Source organism: Burkholderia puraquae, assembly GCF_002099195.1.
GTDB lineage: Bacteria > Pseudomonadota > Gammaproteobacteria > Burkholderiales > Burkholderiaceae > Burkholderia > Burkholderia puraquae.
Genome location: NZ_NBYX01000007.1, coordinates 271,972 through 289,824 on the forward strand (window position 1 = coordinate 271,972; position 17,853 = coordinate 289,824).

Here is a 17,853-nt window from a genome sequence, read left to right on the forward strand (position 1 = left end):
ACCAAAGAAAACACCCGCCGATGCGGGTGTATGCGCCGGATCTCGTCGCCCTCCCCGGCCATGTCTTTGTGGCCGGGGGGACGATCACCCGACACCGGGGGCCATCGATACGCACCGTGGCGTTCACCCTACCCGCGCTTCGCCCTCCCGTTCGACCTCCCCCTCATCAGCAGCCGTTCGCGCCAGCACGGGCTTGAGCGCCTGCCCGGTATGGCTGGCGCTCACCTGCACGAGCGCTTCCGGCGGCGCCGCCGCGACGATCGTGCCGCCACCCACGCCGCCTTCCGGCCCGAGATCGATGATCCAGTCGGCTTCCGCGATCACGTCGAGGTCATGCTCGATCACGACGACGCTGTGCCCCGCATCGACGAGCCGGTGCAGCACGCGGATCAGCTTCGCGACGTCCGCCATGTGCAGGCCGACCGTCGGTTCGTCGAGCACGTACAGCGTGTGCGGCGCCTTCTGGCCGCGACGCGTGATGTCGTCGCGCACCTTCGTCAGCTCGGTGACGAGCTTGATGCGCTGCGCCTCGCCGCCCGACAGCGTGGGCGACGGCTGGCCGAGCGTCAGGTAGCCGAGGCCGACATCCTTCATCAGCTGCAGCGGATGCGCGATGTTCGAGATCGGCGCGAAGAACTCCACCGCCTCGTCGATCTCCATCGTCAGCACGTCGCCGATGTTCCGGCCGCGCCACGTGACGGCGAGCGTCTCCGGGTTGAAGCGCTGCCCGTGACACACGTCGCACGGCACCTTCACGTCGGGCAGGAAGCTCATCCCGATCGTGCGCACGCCTTGCCCTTCGCAGGCGGGGCAGCGCCCGTCGCCGGTATTGAACGAGAAGCGCGACGCCGTGTAGCCGCGCGCACGTGCCTCCAACGTATCGGCGAACAGCTTGCGGATCGTGTCCCACACACCGATATAGGTGGCCGGGCACGAGCGCGGGGTCTTGCCGATCGGCGTCTGGTCGACTTCCAGCACGCGATCGATCTGCTCCCAGCCGCTCAGCGACTCGCAGCCCTGCCACGCATGCGTGACGTTCAGCGACGGCCGCGGCGCGCTGCGCGCGAGCACGCTCGAGCGGCGGTTGGTGGCCGGCGCATCCTGCTGCGCGGCCTTGCGTGCGCGCCGCGTGGCCGGCGACGACAGCACTGAACGGCCGACCGCGTCGAGCAGGTTCGTCATCAGCACGTCGCGCGCGAGCGTCGACTTGCCCGAGCCGCTCACGCCCGTGACCGCGACAAGCCGCGCGAGCGGAATGCCGACCGTGACGTCGCGCAGGTTGTGCAGCCGTGCGCCATGCACGGTCAGCCAGGCTTCCGGCACCGCGGCACCGCCCTTCTTGCCCGGCAGGCTCACGCTGCGGCGCGGCTGCAGCGGATGCGTCATCGGCTGCGCAAGGAGGCGCCCCGTGACCGAATCGGACTGCGCGGCCAGATCCGCGACCGCGCCCTGCGCGACCAGCGTGCCGCCGCGCTTGCCCGCGCCCGGGCCGACGTCGATGATGTGATCGGCGCGGCGGATCGTGTCCTCGTCATGCTCGACGACGACGAGCGTATTGCCCTTGTCGCCGAGCTTGCGCAGCGCGTCCAGCAGGATCTGGTTGTCGCGCGGATGCAGGCCGATCGTCGGTTCGTCGAGCACGTAGCACACGCCCTGCAGGTTGCTGCCGAGCTGCGCGGCGAGCCGGATGCGCTGCGCTTCGCCGCCCGACAGGCTCGGCGCCGCACGATCGAGGCTCAGGTAGCCGAGCCCGACTTCCTCGAGGAACGCGAGGCGGCTGCCGATCTCGCTGACGATGTCGCGCGCGATCTGCGCGTCGCGCCCCGACAGTTCCAGCCCGTCGATCCAGCGCCGCGTGTCGGACACCGTCCATTGCGCGACCTCGACGATCGGATGCGCGTCGAACGTGACCGCGCGCGCGGACGGGTTCAGCCGCGTGCCGCCGCAATCCGGGCACGGCTCGTTGCCGACGCCTTCCGGTTCCTGCTCGTCCGACGGCAGCGTCTGCTCGCGGCCGCGATCGTCGCCGGCGAGCACCGTGTCGTCGTACGCGGCGCGCTGTTCGCGCGTGAGCGTGACCCCGGTGCCGACGCAGGTCGTGCACCAGCCATGCTTGCTGTTGTACGAGAACATCCGCGGGTCCAGCTCCGGGTAGCTCGTGCCGCACACCGGGCAGGCGCGCTTGACCGACAGCACCTTGACCGTGCCGACGCGCGCGGTCGAATGATCGTTCTGCATCGCATCGTGCAGCCCGTCGAGCGGCGCGAGCAGATGCATCACGCCCTTGCCGAGCTCGAGTGTCTCGTCGAGCACGCGCCGCAGTTCGGCCTCGTTGTCCGGCGATACGACGATATCGGCCACCGGGAGCTCGATCGTGTGCTCGCGGAAGCGGTCGAGCTTCGGCCACGGATCGACCGGCACGAACTCGCCGTCGACACGCAGATGCGTGCTGCCGCGCGCCTTCGCCCACTTCGCGAGATCCGTATACACGCCCTTGCGGTTGACGACGAGCGGCGCGAGCAGCCCGACGTGCTCGCCGCGATGATCGCGCAGCAACTGCGCGGCGATCGATTCGACCGACTGCGACGTGACCGGCGTGCCGTCGTGGATGCAATGCTGCAGGCCGAGCTTCACGTACAGTAGCCGCAGGAAGTGCCAGACCTCGGACGTGGTCGCCACCGTGCTCTTGCGCCCGCCGCGCGACAGCCGCTGCTCGATCGCGACGGTCGGCGGAATGCCGTACACCGCATCGACTTCCGGGCGGCCGGCCGGCTGCACGATCGAGCGCGCGTACGCGTTCAGCGATTCGAGGTAACGGCGCTGGCCTTCATGGAACAGGATGTCGAACGCGAGCGTCGATTTGCCGGAACCCGACACGCCGGTGATCACGTTGAACTTGCCGTGCGGGATGTCGACGTCGAGCGCCTTCAGGTTGTGCTCGCGCGCGTTGACGATCCGCACGACGTCTTCGCCTTCGATCGCCCGCCGCTCGCGCGCCGCGTTCAGCACGGCCTGCAGCGGCTTGCCTTCGTCGGCGAGCGCCAGCTCGGCATCCATCGCGCGGTCGTACTGCAGCAGCGCCACGCCGGTATGCGATGCGGCGCAGGCCTTCACGTCGTCGGGCGTGCCCGCGCACAGCACGAGGCCGCCGCCGTCGCCGCCTTCCGGGCCGAGATCGATCAGCCAGTCGGCCGCACGGATCACGTCGAGGTTGTGCTCGATCACGATCAGCGAATGGCCGGCCGCGAGCAGCTTGCCGAACGCCTGCATCAGCTTCGCGATGTCGTCGAAGTGGAGCCCGGTGGTCGGCTCGTCGAACATGAACAGCTTCGCCCGCGCAATGCGCGCCTCTTCCGTGACGACCCGGCGGCCGTTGACGGCTGCCGCCGATTCGGCGAGGAAGCCGGCCAGCTTCAGGCGCTGCGCTTCGCCGCCCGACAGCGTCGGCACCGGCTGGCCGAGCTTCACGTATTCGAGGCCGACGTCGACGATCGGCTGCAGCACGCGCAGCACCTCGGCGTCGGTCGCGAAGAACGCGGCCGCTTCGCTCACCGTGAGATCGAGCACGTCGGCGATGCTCAGCGCGCGGCCGTTGCGCTCGATGCGCACTTCGAGGATCTCGGCACGGTAGCGGCTGCCGTCACAGTCCGGGCAGCGCAGGTAGACGTCGCTCAGGAACTGCATCTCGATGTGCTCGAAGCCCGAGCCGCCGCAGGTCGGGCACCGGCCGTCGCCCGAGTTGAAGCTGAACGTGCCGGCACCGTAGCCGCGTTGCAGCGCGAGCGGCGCCTTCGCGAACAGCTTGCGGATCTCGTCGAACGCGCCGACGTAGCTCGCCGGGTTCGAACGCGTGGTCTTGCCGATCGGCGACTGGTCGACGAACACGACATCGCCCACCTGGTCGGCGCCCGTGAGATTGCGGAACGCGCCCGGCGACTCGGTCGCCTTGCCGTGGTGCCGCGCCATCGCCGGATAGAGCACGTCCTGCAGCAGCGTGGATTTGCCGGACCCCGACACACCGGTCACGCAGACGAGCCGCTGCAGCGGGATCTCGACCGTCACATCGCGCAGGTTGTGTTCGCTCGCGCCTTCGAGCACGATGCGCGGCGTATGCGCATCGACCACCCGGCGCGCCCAGTTCGACGCGTGCGCGACATGCTTGCGGCCACCGAGATACTCGCCCGTCAGCGTGTGCGCAGAACGGATATCGCCCGGCGTGCCGTCGTAGACGATCGTGCCGCCGCGCTCGCCCGGGCCGGGCCCCATGTCGATCAGCCGGTCGGCCGCGAGCATCACCGACGGATCGTGTTCGACCACGACCAGCGTATTGCCCGCGTCACGCAGCCGCTGCATCGCCTCGACGATCCGCGTGAGATCGCGCGGATGCAGCCCGATGCTCGGTTCGTCGAGCACGAACAGGGTTTTCGTGAGCGACGTGCCGAGCGCCGTCGTCAGGTTGATCCGCTGCACCTCGCCGCCCGACAGCGTGCGGCTCTGCCGGTCGAGCGTCAGGTAGCCGAGCCCGACGTCGCACAGGTATTTCAGGCGCGTGCGCACCTCGGCGAGCAGCAGCTTCAGCGCATCGTCGAGCAACGCGCTCGGCAGGGTGATTCCATCGAAGAAGCGGCGGATGCGCTCGATCGGCAGCAGCATCAGGTCGTGCACGGTCAGGCCCGGCAGCGCTTCGAGCTGCGCGCGGCTCCAGTCGACGCCGCGCGGCATGAAGCGGCCGGCCGGCGCGAGCACGCCATCGGCGTTTTCCTTGGAGCCGAGCCGCCATTGCAGCGATTCCGTCTTCAGGCGCGCGCCGCCGCACACGTCGCACGGCGTGTAGCTGCGGTATTTCGACAGCAGCACGCGGATATGCATCTTGTACGCTTTCGATTCGAGATAGCCGAAGAAGCGCTTCACGCCGTACCACTGGCTCTGCCACTTGCCGTTCCAGTCCGGCGACCCGTTGACGACCCAGTCGCGCTCGGCATCCGACAGCTCGGACCACGGCGTGTCGCGCGGGATGCCGGCTTTCGCCGCGTAGCGCATCAGGTCGTCCTGGCATTCCTTCCACGCGGGTGTCTGCATCGGCTTGATCGCGCCGCCGCGCAGCGTCTTGCGCGCGTCGGGGATCACGAGGCCGAGATCGACGCCGATCACGCGGCCGAAGCCGCGGCAGGTTTCACACGCGCCGTACGCCGAGTTGAACGAGAACAGCGCCGCCTGCGGCTCCGCGTAGCGCAGGTCGCTGTCGGGATCGTGCAGCCCGGTGGAGAAGCGCCACACCTGCGGCTCGGCGACCGCGCCATCCGGGCTTTCCGGCTCTGCCGCGAGCACGTACACGTTCACGCGCCCGCCGCCGCGCTTGAGCGACGCCTCGATCGCCTCGACGACGCGCACCTTGTCGGCCTGCTGCACGCGGAAGCGGTCGGCCACCACGTCGAGCATCTTGCGCGGCCCGGTGGGCGATGCGACCTCGCGCTGCGCCTGCACGCGCGTGTAGCCGCTCGCGGACAGCCACTGCGCGATTTCTTCGTCGGACACCGTGTCCGGCAGCTCGACCGGGAACGTGACGACGACGCGCGGATCGTCCGCCTGCGTGCGCGCGACGAGTTCCGCGTAGATCGTCTCGGGCGTGTCGTGCCGCACCTGCCGCGCGGTCTGGCGGTCGAACAGCTCGGCCGCGCGCGCGTACAGCAGCTTCAGGTGATCGTTCAGCTCGGTCATCGTGCCGACGGTCGAGCGCGAACTGCGCACCGGGTTGGTCTGGTCGATCGCGATCGCGGGCGGCACGCCGTCGACGCGCTCGACCTGCGGACGGTCCATCCGGTCGAGGAATTGCCGCGCATACGCGCTGAACGTCTCGACGTAGCGCCGCTGGCCTTCCGCGTACAGCGTGTCGAACACGAGGCTCGACTTGCCGGAGCCCGACGGGCCGGTGACGACCGTCATTTCGCCGGTGCGCAGATCGAGATCGAGGTTCTTGAGGTTGTGCTGACGTGCTCCGCGAATGCGGATCAGATTGCTGGATGACAATTTGCCTGCCCGTCTGAATAAGTTAGCCGGAATCACGGTGCCGGAACGCTGCGGCGGATGCCCGCAGGCGCGGCGCACGTGCCGCACGGGTCATGCCCGCGCCGCTCGAGTTCGACGGATACTATACTGTATATTCATACAGTTTTCCACGAGTGGCGCGAAGGGGCGAAAACGGGCCGGATCACTCCGCTCATCGACGCCCGCCCCGATCAGGCGCCGACTCGGCCACCGCCCGCCGTCGCGTAGGCGATACACGTGCGCGCAAGCACGTCGGTCGGATCGACGAGCGTCGCCCGGCCCCCGTTGCGCGCAACATATTCCCCGCCCGGCAGCAGGATCGGCAGTTCGGTACATCCGAGCACGATCACGCTCACGCCCTCGGCCATCAACGCCTCGATGGCCGCACCGATATCTTCCTCGCACTGCCCGGTCGTGAAACCGGCCTTGACACCCTGCTTGCCGTAGATCGCTTTCATCACGCGCGCCTGCAACGCCGGCCCCGGCGCCACTTGCCGGAGTCCTTGCGATTCCAGCGCCTTCCGGTAGACCCCGCTTTCGATCGTGCCGGACGTCGCCAGCACGCCGACCTCCCGCAGCGCCGGATAGGTGTCGCGCAGGTGGGCGACCGTGACGGTCAGCATGTTGACGATCGGAATGCCGAGGTAAGGCTGAATCCGCTCGACGAACGCATGCGCGGTATTGCACGGAATCGCGATGACGTCGGCATCGCCGTCCTCGAGCTTCTTGCAGGTCGCGTACAGGGAGATCGTCGGGTCCGCGCCGGCGCCCACCAGGTTCTCGGTTCGGTCGGGAATCTGCGGATTCTGTTCGACCAGCAGCTTGATATGGTCCTGATCGCGCGACGCCGGCGTATTGCGCACGATCTTGTCCAGGAAATCGACCGTCGCGGCCGGGCCCACCCCGCCGACCACGCCGATCTTGAACGTCGCCGCCCGCGAACCCGGCTGCCCGGTCACCGCATACTGCGCGTACGCGAGGTTCGAATCCACGAGCGGCACGCGCTGCGGGCCGATTTCGTCCGCGACCAGCGCGATCTCGGTCAGCCCCGGAACGATGACCTGCGCGCCCTGATCGGCCAGGTCCTCGCATGCGCGGCGCAACAGTTCGACCGGCCGGCCCCGAAGATTGCCGCGCTTGACGCCGTCGGCGCCGTAGATGGCCTCCGTCACGAGGTCGATACCCTCGTGCGACCGCGGATGGACCACTTCGAATTGCGGCGCCGGGAAATACGCTTCGAAGAGTCGCTTGACCCGCACGTAGTCCGACGCCAGCACGCCGATGCGCGTCGCGCCCGGGTACCTGCGCCGCACGTGGCTGCGCACGGCTTCGACGATATCCACGATCGGCAGGCGCGTATTCGCCTTCAGTTCGTCGATGAATGTATGGCTCAGGAAACACGGCAGCACGACCGTCGTCACGCCACGCTGCTCGAACGCCCGGATCATGTCGAAGACATACAGCTTGCGCTCGATCGTCGCCGCACTGCCCGACCCCGAACCCTTGAACGGATATTGCTCGAAGACCATCTCGGCGTGTTCCTCGTCGGACGACGCAGGCGTCGCCTTCACCATCTTGAAGAACACGTCGGCGCTGCCCAGCGGCCCGAGACCGCCGACCACGCCGAATTTCTGCCGGGCATTCACGCTCTCCGTGCGCATCATGCGTTCAGCTCCGGCTGGTCGAATACCGCGCCTTGCAGCTTCGCGGCACGCCGGCTTTCCCATTTCGCGATCACCGCGGTCGCCACGCTGTTGCCGATCACGTTCGTCATCGTGCGGCCCATGTCGAGAATCTGGTCGATCGCCAGGACCATCGCGACGCCGGCCGCCGGCAGATGAAACATCGGCGCAACCGCCGCGACCACCACCACCGAGCCGCGCGGCACGCCTGCCATGCCCTTGCTGCTCAACATCAGCACCAGCAACATGAAGACCTGCTGCGACAGCGGCATGTGCACGCCGAACGCCTGCGCGATGAAGATGGCGGCAAACGCCTGATACATCATCGAACCGTCGAGGTTGAACGCGTAGCCCAGCGGCAGCGTGAAGCCCACGACCTTCTTGTCGACGCCGAACTTCTCGAGCTGCTCGGCCAGGCGCGGGTAGGCGGCCTCGCTGCTCGCGGTGGAGAACGCGATCAGCGCGGGTTCGCGCATGGCCTTCAGCAGGCTCCCGACGCGCCGCCCGAGAAACACGTAGCCGACACCGACCAGGATCACCCAGAGCACGAGCAAGCCGAGATAGAACGCGCCGATCAGCCTTCCATACGTGTAGATCACGTCGAGCCCGCGCAGCGTGACCGACGACGCGATCGCTCCGAATACGCCGAGCGGCGCCGCACGCATCACGTAGTTCGTCAGGCGCAGCATCACCGGCACCATCCCGTCGATCGACTGGATCACGACGCCGACCCGCTTGTCGTGCTTCAGCGCACTCAGCGCGACGCCGAGAAAGACCGAGAACACCAGGATCTGCAGGATGTCGTTGCGCGCCATCGCGTCGAGCAGGCTGGTCGGGAACGCATGCGTGATCACGTCCCGGGCGTTCAGTGCGGCGGTATTCAGCCCGGTGTTCACCTCGCCGGCGGTTTCCGTGAGGTTCAGGCCGGCGCCCGGCTGCAGCGCATTGGCCATGACGAGGCCGAGGCTCAGCGAAATCAGCGACGCGCAGACGAACCAGCCGATCGAACGCGCACCGATGCGCCCGACGTCTTCGCCGCCGTCCATGCCGGCCAGGCCCGACACGAGCGTCACGAACACCAGCGGCGCAATGATCATCTTGATCAGGCGCAGGAAGATGTCGGTGACGATCGAGAAATAACCGGCGACCGCTTTGAGCGTGGCCGGGTCCGCTATGTTCGTGTGGCATGCGTAACCGGCAACGACACCGAGGATCATGCCGATTGCAATGCTCAGGGTAAGGCGATTTTTCATGTCCATCCGTCCGTGGGTGGCACCCGGCCGCCAGCAGGCAGGCGAGCGCTGCGAAGAGGGCCGCGCGACGCAGGTCACGCGTCGCATTTGCCGCTGGAACGAATGGTAGGAGCGGTCGATCCGCTCGTCATGCCGGTACGACATGCCGGTATGCGAGTGGCGCATAAGACGGGAAAACCCTCACCTATCCCAGCCGGGAAGGCGCCGCGCGCAGATGCTGCCAGAGCGTGTCCAGGAATTCGCTTCGGTTCGACGCGTCGCGATACACGCGCAGTTCGACTTCCAGGTTCCACGCCGCCGGCCCGGCCGGCACGAGTTCGCCGGCGGCGAGTTCGGCGGCGATCGCGCTCCGGGGCAGCCATGCGACACCCTCGCCTTCCATCACGAGCTTCTTCAGCACTTCGGCCATGTCGGACTCGTAGTGCAGCTGCAACGCCGGCACGGCCGCCGCACGGCCGAGCAGCAGCGCGAGACACCGGCCGAAATAGCTGGTTTCCGTATACGAAATCAGCGGCAGCGGGCGCTGCTTCGTTCCGGGAAGGCGAAACGCGGGCGCCGATCGCCGGTCCGGTCGGCAGGCCGGCATCAACGTGTCGAGGCCCACGGTCAGGTGCTCGTACTTCACCGGGTCGAGATGCAGCGGCAACGCCGGATGGTGATAGGCGAACATGAGCTCGCAGTTGCCGTTGACCAGCATCAGGATCGAGTCGTGGACATTGGTCGGAATGACGCGCGCCCGCACTTCGCCGAAATGCGGCGCGAGCGCCTTGAGCCAGGCCGGCAGGAAACTCAGCGCGATCGTGTGGCCCGCGGCGATCTGCAGGCTCTTGCCGGCGATCCGCTGCTCGGTGCGGATGATGGCGCGCGTGTCGAACAGGCGGCTGAGCACGTCTTCGGCCGTCTCGCGGAACAGGCGCCCCGCCGGCGTCAGCACCGGCGGAAAACTGCTGCGGTCGATCAGTTCGGCGCCGATCCACTGCTCGAGCGACTGAATGCGACGGCTGAAGCCCGATTGCGTGACGTTGCGAAATTCAGCCGCACGGGAAAAGCTTTGATATTGAGCGAGCGCGAGGAAATCCTCGATCCATTTGATTTCCATGTTGGCCTTGGAAGGTCGCGGGTGGATCGGCCGGTGCGTCACCCAGATATTGCGGGTGACGCACCGGCCGGCGGACGCTCACATTGTAGGGGCTCGCTCCCGTGCATCGCGCCGGCGTTCGCCACGGCGCCGGTGGCCGATCCGAATGTCGCCGCGCGGCATCGTCGTTGACGGGACGATGTTCGCCGGCGCCCCCGTCGACAACGACGATTCGGCAGCACGGCCGCCACGCCGTCCCGGCCGTGCTACGCCTTTTTCGAATAGGCGCTGCACCAGCCTTTCGCATTGACCTGCTTGCCACCGAGGATGGCACACGGCGCCATCGCGGCGCCGGCCTTGCCCTGGAAGAACTGGCAATTCGCACAGGCCTGGCCCGCCTGGAATTTCGGGAACTTCGCATGGTCGACCCGGCTGGCATCCGTCCTGTAGCCGAGGGCCTGGGCGTTTGCATCGGATTCCTGCACTGTGCCGGCACCGGCATCCGCTGCCGCCGCGCGGCGGCCAAAGGCCAGCGCGGATGCAAGAACGGTGGTGGTTGCGATGAAACGTCGACGTGAGAATTGCATGACGTCCTCCTCCATGTTTGCGTGACCGGATGTCCGCGAAGCGTCGCCCGATACTTCGTCAGGCCTGAACCCGCCGGGCTCGAGCGCGTGACTCCAAAGGAATCAGTGGAAGAACAGCGCCCGCATCCCGAACGTGTGATGTGCTTCCGCCGCCATCAGCACCATGAGCACCAGCAGGCACAGCGGCGGGATCAGGATCGCGTACACGAGCGCCAGCCGCTCCCACATCATGTGCATGAAGATCGACACGATCAGCCCGGCCTTGGCGATCATCAGCACGACGATCAGCACCCAGCGCAGCAGGCCCTGCACGTTGAAGTAGTCGACCAGGTACGACAACGTGCTCAGCACGAACAGCAGGCCCCAGATCTTCAGGTAGAGGCCGATCGGATGCTGCTGGCCGTGTGCGGCGTCGGGTCGATCGGCGGGATCGGTGTGGTCCATGGCCAGCCTCACCACAAATAGAACAGCGCGAAGATGAACACCCACACCAGGTCGACGAAGTGCCAGTACAGGCCGGCGATCTCGACGATCTGGAAGTTGCCGTGTTCGGTGAACCCCGGCTGCAGGATCTTGCGCGCGATCAGCAGCAGATAGATCACGCCGCAGGTCACGTGAAAGCCGTGGAACCCGGTGATCGTGAAGAAGCACGCGCCGAACTGCGCCGCGCCCAGCGGGTTGCCCCACGGGCGTATCCCTTCACGGAAGATCAGGTTGCTCCACTCGAACGCCTGCAGCGACACGAAGGTCGCGCCCAGCAGCGCGGTCGCCAGCAACAGCGCGGCGGCGGGCCGTGCGTTGCGCCGGTAGCCGAAGTTGACGGCCATCGCCATGGTGCCGCTGCTGCTGATCAGCGTGAACGTCATGATGGCGATCAGCAGCAACGGCACTTCCACGCCGCCCACGCTGAGCCCGAACACCTTCGCGGTATCGGGCCACGGCGCCGTGGTCGACATGCGCACCGTCATGTAGCCGATCAGGAAGCTGCTGAACACGAAGGTGTCCGACAGCAGGAAGATCCACATCATCGCCTTGCCCCACGGCACCTTGAAGGCTTCGCGGTCGGCCGACCAGTCGGTGACGATGCCGCGCCAGCCGTCGGGCCGCGCGTCGGCGAGCGGGGCCGCCGGGGATTCGGCAGCGGATTCGGTGCGGACCGTGGGTGAGGTCATGGCGCGGCTCCATACAGCGGCCCGCAGATCGCGGCGACGATCCCGGGGGTAAGCCACCACATCGCCGCCAGCAGCACGAGCCAGACTGCGAGCAGGAAATGCCAGTAGAGCGCGCACAGCCGGATGGCCCGTTGGGCCCGGAACGGGTCCGCGCGCCGGAGTTGCACGATCGTCACGCCCCACGCCGCCAGCCCGCCGAGCACATGCAACCCGTGCAGGCCGGTGAGCAGGTAAAGGAAGCTGTTGGACGGATTGACGTCGACGGTCTGCCCGGCCGACGACAGCAGGTGCCAGGCGGTCAGTTGCCCGGTCACGAACACGGCCGCCAGCACGCCGCCGCACACCAGCCACGCCATGCGGTGCACGGTCGGTTGCCGCGCGCGCTGCATCGCGACGCTTGCGAGCACCAACGCGCCGGTGTTCCACCACAGCAGCACCGGATGCGGGATCGGCTGCCAGTCGGGTTCGCGCATGCGCATCGCATAGGCGAGCAGCAGCAGCGAAAACAACGTCGTGGCTACCGCCATGAAGACGACCAGGCCGGTGCGGCCTGCATTCGGCAGGCTGGGTGGCGCGTCGGGAACGAAGGGGCGCGGCAGCGTGGTCATTCGCGGGCCTCGCCGGGATGAAGCGTCGGGTGGGCCGCCTCGGGTTCAGGCACCGCCGCGGGCGGCTGGTTTTGCGGCACGAAGTCTTCCCCCTGCCCCGGCGGACTGTATTCGTACGCCCAGCGATAGACGACGGGGAGCGCCGCGCCCCAGTTGCCGTGCACGGGCGGCGTTTGCGGCGTCTGCCATTCGAGCGTGGTGGCGCGCCACGGGTTGCCGTCGGCACGCCGGCCGCGCACGAGGCTCCATGCCAGGTTGAACAGGAACAGCAACTGCGCTGCCGCGACGATCAGCGCGACGACGGTGATGAACGTGTTGAGCGTCTGCGCCGAATGCGGAATGAAGCTGTAGCCCTGATACGCGTAATACCGCCGCGGCATGCCCAGGATGCCGAGATAGTGCATCGGGAAGTAGATCGCATAGGTGCCGACGAAGGTGATCCAGAAGTGCGCGCGCCCGAGCCTGTCGTCGAGCATGCGGCCCGTTACCTTCGGGTACCAGTGATAGATGCCGCCGAACACCACCAGGATCGGCGACACGGCCATCACCATATGGAAGTGCGCGACCACGAAGTACGTGTTCGACAGCGGGATATCGACGCTCACGTTGCCGAGGTAGAGCCCGGTCAGCCCGCCCAGCACGAAGGTGCTGATGAAGCCGATGGCGAACAGCATCGGCACGGTCAGGTGGATATCGCCGCGCCACAGCGTCAGCACCCAGTTGTAGACCTTGAGGGCGGTCGGGACGGCGATGATGAGCGTGGTGGTCGCGAAGAAGAAGCCGAAGTACGGATTCATGCCGGCGATGAACATGTGGTGCGCCCAGACCACGAAGCTCAGCGCGCCGATGATGACAATGGCCCACACCATCATCCGGTAGCCGAAGATGCTCTTGCGCGCGTGCGTGCTGATCAGGTCCGACGCGATGCCGAAGGCCGGCAGCGCGACGATGTAGACCTCCGGATGCCCGAAGAACCAGAACAGGTGCTGGAACAGCAGCGGGCTGCCGCCGGCATGCGTGAGCGTCTGCCCCATCGACACCACGGCCGGGATGAAGAAACTGGTGCCGAGCGTCCGGTCGAGCAGCATCATCACCGCCGACACGAACAGCGCCGGAAACGCCAGCAGCGCCATGATGGTCGCGATGAAGATGCCCCACACCGTGAGCGGCATGCGCATCAGCGTCATGCCGCGCGTGCGCGCCTGCAGCGTGGTGGTCACGTAGTTCAGGCCGCCCATCGTGGCCGCGACGATGAAGATCGCCAGCGACACGAGCATCAGCACGATGCCCCATTCCACGCCCGGCGTACCCGGCAGGATGGCCTGCGGCGGATACAGCGTCCAGCCCGCGCCGGTCGGCCCGCCCGGCACGAAGAAGCTCGCCACCAGCACCAGCACGGCCAGCAGGTAGACCCAGTAGCTCAGCATGTTGAGAAACGGGAACACCATGTCGCGCGCGCCCAGCATCAGCGGGATCAGGTAGTTGCCGAAGCCGCCCAGGAACAGCGCCGTCAGCAGGTAGATCACCATGATCATCCCGTGCATGGTGACGAACTGGTAGTAGTGGTTCGCGTCGATGAAAGCGAACTTGCCCGGAAAGCCGAGCTGCAACCGCATCAGGTCCGACAATACGAGGCCGACCAGGCCGATGGCGATGGCCGTCAGCGCATACTGCACGGCGATGACCTTGTGGTCCTGGCTCCACACGTAGCGGGTCCAGAAGCTGTGCGGGAGGTGGTCGGTGTGCGCGTAGGGCATGGCGTCCGCTCCGTCAGGGTTGGGCTGCGCTGCTGGCGGGAGCCGGCCCGCCCTGCGCCTTGATATAGGCGACCAGCGCGGTCAGTTCCTGCTCGCTCAGGTCGAAGTGCGGCATGATCGGCGAGAAGCCCTTCACGACCCGCGCCGTCGGATTGCGGATGAACGCGCGCAGATAGGCTTCATCCACTTTCGCGGTGCTGCCGTCGGCCATCGTTTCGGTCTTGCCGTACAGGCCCTTCCAGGTCGGGCCGACGCGCGGCGTGCCGTCCACGGTGTGACAGGCGACGCAGCCCTTGGCCGCCGCGAGCGTCTTGCCCAGGTCGGCAAGCGCCTGCGCGCTGCCGCCGGCCGCGGCGGGTGCGGCCTGCACGCGGGCCTGCTGCTGCGCGAACGTGGCCTGCTGCGCCAGCCAGCGCGAGAACGCGGCTTCGTCTTCCACCACCACCACGCCGCGCATGGTGGAGTGCCCGATCCCACAGAGCTGCGCGCACAGGATGTCGTAACGCCCTGCCTTGGTCGGCGTGAACCAGAAGGTCGTCACCATGCCGGGCACCATGTTCATGCGCGCTCGGAACGGCGGGACGTAGAAGTCGTGCAGCACGTCGCGCGACCGTGTCAGGACCTGGATCGGCCGGTTGAGCGGCAGGTGCACCTCGGGCGTCTCGATCAGGTAGTTGTCACGTCCGTTGGGGTCGGCGGGGTTCAGGCCGAACGGGTTGTCGTTGCTGATGTAGCGCACGTCGGTCGTGCCGAGCTTGCCGCCGGGGCCGGCGAAGCGGAAGCGCCATTGCCATTGCTGGCCGAGCACTTCCATCTGCAGCACGTTGCGCGGCGGCCGGATGTAGTCCGCGTAGACGAACAGCCCCGGCGCCAGCAACGCCGCCACGCCGACCGCGGTCAGGCCGATCAGCCACCATTCCAGTTTCCGGTTGTGCGGCTCGTAGGCCGCGCGATGCCCGCTGCGGTGGCGATAGCGCACGAGCGCGACCACGATGAACAGGTTGATTGCGATGAAGAACGCGCCGGTGATGACGAGCGTGATCGTCAGCATGTCGTCCATGCGCACCCAGTTCGACGCAATGGGCGTGATCCACCACGGACTGGCAAAGTGAAACCCCACCGCCAGGACGATGATCAGGACCAGGGCAATCGCTAGGGCCATAGGCCGCCTCGCAGCGTGTCACTCATCGGCGCCGCCGACACCACGTTCCGTGTCTCCCGCAGGCGCCGCGTGTTCACGGTCGGCGCGACGGGAAACGCGATGTGTCAGTCGTCCGCGTTCTGCTTGCGCAATCGTTCCAGCGTGCCGTAGGTGATGGCTGTAACCACGCCGAACAACAGGTTGGCCAGCAAGGGCCCGGAACCCCGCTCGGAGACAAACCACGGGAACACGGCCGTCATGACGTAGAAGTTCCACCCATACGCGACGATCCCGAACGCCAGCCCGATGGCGGCCTCCATGCCCATGCTCGAATCGAAGCGGAAAGGCGCCATGATCGCGGCGAGCATCATCCCCATGATCGCGCCGAGCACGTAGTGCAGCAGCAGTGCCATCGCCACGATTTCAAGGTTGAATTGCGTCATCTGGCCGAGCGCGCTGCGGCCCATCACCATCGCCGCGATCTTGTGGGTCGGTTGCCACGGGCTTGAGCCGAGCACGAGGGTCGACCAGACGAATTCCAGCGCGATCACCAGCGCACCGCCCGCGAGACCGGCCACGGCGGCGGCGACCCAGTCGGGCGTACGACGCTCCCAATGGTGCGACTGAATGTGCAGTTCCATACGACCTCCTTGCCGACGGTTCGACGTCGGCGCTGCGGGTTCCGAACGCGTCACGCGCGTCGAGCCTGCGTCTCTTGCGCGATTCGGAATGGCGGCCAGGGTTGCCTGCGCAACGTGCGAACGACCCGCTCCGCGCGCGGCCCTCGGTCGCGGCCGTGCGCTCGACGAAACGCGTCGATGAACCCGGGTGTCGGACAGGCCGGCTTGCTATCGCGCGTCAGGGGAAGATCGGTGTCGTAGGCTCGGCGCCTTCCAGGTCCGCCTTCGGAAAATGCTGGGCGACCATCTCTTCGATTTCCTGCTCTCGCAATGCCGGCACGTCGGCCATGATCAGGATCTGGCCTTCCTGGATGGCCTCGCGAAATCGCTGGAGCCGCGCGTTCGGTTCGGCGATGCCGATCATCGCGGCGGTCCACGCCCCGAAACCCGCTCCGGCCAACGTCAACCCGACGACGGCGCCGCCCGCGATCACGAGTTCCGCCGGAGGAAAGACGAGCGCGACGAGGCCGATCAGCGCACCGGCCGCGCCGCCGAGCGCGACGCCGCGCTCGAGCGCATGCACGACATCGCTGCTTTGCAGCAACGATGCTTCGGGTAACTGATCGAGTGTGACGCTGTGGTCGGCGAGGACGTGGATATGGCGCCAGATGATGCGTGCGCGCAATAGATCGTCGACGATGGCCTTCGCCATCTGCGTATCGGGTACGAGGAAATAAAGGCGTCTCATGTCGGCACCCCTTTCTTGCCATCAACTCGTCCTCAAGGGACTGTTTTCTATTCTATGTCAGCATCGGCGACGCGCTAGGTGCGCGCGGGCCACGGCCGGGGCTCCATACGTGCATTCGGTGCATGTGGCTGGCGTGGCGGGAGAAAGGGGGGCGTCGATCACGGTCGATCGACGCGGGAGCCCGGGACATTCGCCCGCGATTGGCGCTATCCGCGTTTTCGCAACGGCTCCAGCAGGCCCCGCAGGCCGTTGTGGTCGATCTCGTGCATCAGCGCGAGCTGCCGACCGATTTCGCCGCGCGGGAACCCTTCGCGCGCCAGCCAATTGAGGTAAGGCCCGGGCAGGTCGGCAATCAGCCGGCCCTTGTATTTCCCAAACGGCATGGTGACGGTGACGAGGTGTTCGAGGTCTGGATTTTGCATGCGGGTATTGTGCATGGCTTTCGGTTGTGTCGCGTACCGAGCCATTCCGATCGACTGAAGGTCGTGAATCCTGCCTGTCACGGGTAGCTGAACCGGGTTGACGGCCATCGCTCGCTTCCGGCCGGTGCTAGCCGATTACCCGCCAGATCGAGCCCCGACGAAAACCGATGAGCAGACCGGAATGACGCACGGACATCGAGGCGGGAATACCTCCCGCGAAGACCTCACGGAAAGGACGCTGCAAACCGCCTGCGCCCCTTTTCTGGCCTGCTAGACTGGAATTCCCCCCTGCAAACGATGGAGGGAATCATGTTGTCCGTCTACGTCGTGAAGACCGGCGAGCAATTCCTCTGCACCGCCGAGGATGGCGATATCGGCATGGCACCGGCAGTTGAAGATGCCACGTCGTTTCTTTCTTACGAGGAAGCGGAAAAGGCAGCGCACGTGCATGCCGACCCCGGATACGAAATCGTGGCCGTCTGCGTGATCAGGCACTGACATGACGCCCGCTGCCGGGCGCCCGGCGACGAGATGCGGCTCGCAGTTTCGCTGGCGCCATGCGACATGGGTGCCGCGGTGGGCTGCGCCCGAAATTACCTGCGAATGGTCGGATTGCGTGTCGGGATTCTCGCGATAGGAGCATCCGGTGCGCCAGCAGTCTCGCCGCGTACGGTGCGACGCAGCGCACGCGCAACGCTGAGCGTGCCTTTCCTGAGACGCCTGGCATCCGGCGCGCACGC

Annotated in this window: 14 protein-coding genes; 1 reads left to right on the forward strand and 13 read right to left on the reverse strand. The window is 67.0% G+C overall.

What is annotated here, in order from left to right:
- Window positions 1-123: 123 nt before the first annotated feature.
- From uvrA to B7G54_RS16780, 13 genes are all read right to left on the reverse strand, one after another.
- Complete coding sequence (gene uvrA / locus B7G54_RS16720; protein ID WP_085040052.1) at window positions 124-6,027, reverse strand: excinuclease ABC subunit UvrA; 5,904 nt, start codon at window positions 6,025-6,027, stop codon at window positions 124-126.
- A 209-nt stretch (window positions 6,028-6,236) separates the two neighbouring features.
- A complete protein-coding gene (cuyB, locus tag B7G54_RS16725; RefSeq protein WP_425266490.1) occupies window positions 6,237-7,709 on the reverse strand; it encodes a cysteate racemase in 1,473 nt (490 codons plus the stop codon).
- Complete coding sequence (locus tag B7G54_RS16730; protein WP_085040097.1) at window positions 7,706-8,980, reverse strand: dicarboxylate/amino acid:cation symporter; 1,275 nt, start codon at window positions 8,978-8,980, stop codon at window positions 7,706-7,708. Before B7G54_RS16730 ends, cuyB begins: the two co-directional genes overlap by 4 nt.
- A gap of 184 nt (window positions 8,981-9,164) precedes the next feature.
- Window positions 9,165-10,079 (reverse strand): LysR substrate-binding domain-containing protein, encoded by a 915-nt coding sequence (locus tag B7G54_RS16735; RefSeq protein WP_085040053.1) that lies wholly within the window; start codon window positions 10,077-10,079, stop codon window positions 9,165-9,167.
- A 245-nt stretch (window positions 10,080-10,324) separates the two neighbouring features.
- Window positions 10,325-10,645: a high-potential iron-sulfur protein gene (locus B7G54_RS16740; RefSeq protein WP_085040098.1), complete on the reverse strand. Its 321-nt coding sequence runs from the start codon at window positions 10,643-10,645 to the stop codon at window positions 10,325-10,327.
- Between the two features lie 102 nt (window positions 10,646-10,747).
- The gene (locus B7G54_RS16745; protein WP_085040054.1) at window positions 10,748-11,089 is read right to left on the reverse strand and encodes a cytochrome C oxidase subunit IV family protein; all 342 of its coding nucleotides are present in this window, start codon (window positions 11,087-11,089) and stop codon (window positions 10,748-10,750) included.
- A gap of 8 nt (window positions 11,090-11,097) precedes the next feature.
- Complete coding sequence (locus B7G54_RS16750) at window positions 11,098-11,817, reverse strand: heme-copper oxidase subunit III family protein (RefSeq protein WP_085040055.1); 720 nt, start codon at window positions 11,815-11,817, stop codon at window positions 11,098-11,100.
- Entirely contained in the window at window positions 11,814-12,425 is a 612-nt protein-coding gene (locus B7G54_RS16755) for a cytochrome c oxidase subunit 3 (RefSeq protein WP_085040056.1), read from the reverse strand. Before B7G54_RS16755 ends, B7G54_RS16750 begins: the two co-directional genes overlap by 4 nt.
- Complete coding sequence (gene ctaD, locus B7G54_RS16760) at window positions 12,422-14,182, reverse strand: cytochrome c oxidase subunit I (protein WP_085040057.1); 1,761 nt, start codon at window positions 14,180-14,182, stop codon at window positions 12,422-12,424. The genes B7G54_RS16755 and ctaD overlap by 4 nt, the downstream gene beginning before the upstream one ends.
- A gap of 13 nt (window positions 14,183-14,195) precedes the next feature.
- Complete coding sequence (locus B7G54_RS16765; protein WP_085040058.1) at window positions 14,196-15,344, reverse strand: c-type cytochrome; 1,149 nt, start codon at window positions 15,342-15,344, stop codon at window positions 14,196-14,198.
- 104 nt (window positions 15,345-15,448) lie between these two features.
- Window positions 15,449-15,964, reverse strand: a complete 516-nt coding sequence (locus B7G54_RS16770; RefSeq protein WP_085040059.1) for a hypothetical protein — start codon at window positions 15,962-15,964, stop codon at window positions 15,449-15,451.
- Window positions 15,965-16,181: 217 nt separating this feature from the next.
- Complete coding sequence (locus B7G54_RS16775) at window positions 16,182-16,691, reverse strand: hypothetical protein (protein ID WP_043184322.1); 510 nt, start codon at window positions 16,689-16,691, stop codon at window positions 16,182-16,184.
- Between the two features lie 206 nt (window positions 16,692-16,897).
- Window positions 16,898-17,113, reverse strand: coding sequence for a DUF3820 family protein (locus B7G54_RS16780; RefSeq protein ID WP_085040099.1), 216 nt, complete (start codon window positions 17,111-17,113; stop codon window positions 16,898-16,900).
- Between the two features lie 309 nt (window positions 17,114-17,422).
- On the opposite strand from B7G54_RS16780, the gene B7G54_RS16785 reads away from it, so the two are divergent.
- Entirely contained in the window at window positions 17,423-17,611 is a 189-nt protein-coding gene (locus tag B7G54_RS16785; protein ID WP_085040100.1) for a hypothetical protein, read from the forward strand.
- The last annotated feature ends 242 nt before the right edge of the window (window positions 17,612-17,853 follow it).

Excerpts from the sequence above, each read along its gene's own strand:
- cuyB (WP_425266490.1), bottom strand. The coding sequence starts at position 7,709 with ATGATGCGCACGGAGAGCGTGAATGCCCGGCAGAAATTCGGCGTGGTC.
- B7G54_RS16730 (WP_085040097.1), bottom strand. The coding sequence starts at position 8,980 with ATGAAAAATCGCCTTACCCTGAGCATTGCAATCGGCATGATCCTCGGT.
- B7G54_RS16735 (WP_085040053.1), bottom strand. The coding sequence starts at position 10,079 with ATGGAAATCAAATGGATCGAGGATTTCCTCGCGCTCGCTCAATATCAA.
- B7G54_RS16740 (WP_085040098.1), bottom strand. The coding sequence starts at position 10,645 with ATGCAATTCTCACGTCGACGTTTCATCGCAACCACCACCGTTCTTGCA.
- B7G54_RS16745 (WP_085040054.1), bottom strand. The coding sequence starts at position 11,089 with ATGGACCACACCGATCCCGCCGATCGACCCGACGCCGCACACGGCCAG.
- B7G54_RS16750 (WP_085040055.1), bottom strand. The coding sequence starts at position 11,817 with ATGACCTCACCCACGGTCCGCACCGAATCCGCTGCCGAATCCCCGGCG.
- B7G54_RS16755 (WP_085040056.1), bottom strand. The coding sequence starts at position 12,425 with ATGACCACGCTGCCGCGCCCCTTCGTTCCCGACGCGCCACCCAGCCTG.
- ctaD (WP_085040057.1), bottom strand. The coding sequence starts at position 14,182 with ATGCCCTACGCGCACACCGACCACCTCCCGCACAGCTTCTGGACCCGC.
- B7G54_RS16765 (WP_085040058.1), bottom strand. The coding sequence starts at position 15,344 with ATGGCCCTAGCGATTGCCCTGGTCCTGATCATCGTCCTGGCGGTGGGG.
- B7G54_RS16770 (WP_085040059.1), bottom strand. The coding sequence starts at position 15,964 with ATGGAACTGCACATTCAGTCGCACCATTGGGAGCGTCGTACGCCCGAC.
- B7G54_RS16775 (WP_043184322.1), bottom strand. The coding sequence starts at position 16,691 with ATGAGACGCCTTTATTTCCTCGTACCCGATACGCAGATGGCGAAGGCC.
- B7G54_RS16780 (WP_085040099.1), bottom strand. The coding sequence starts at position 17,113 with ATGCAAAATCCAGACCTCGAACACCTCGTCACCGTCACCATGCCGTTT.
- B7G54_RS16785 (WP_085040100.1), top strand. The coding sequence starts at position 17,423 with ATGTTGTCCGTCTACGTCGTGAAGACCGGCGAGCAATTCCTCTGCACC.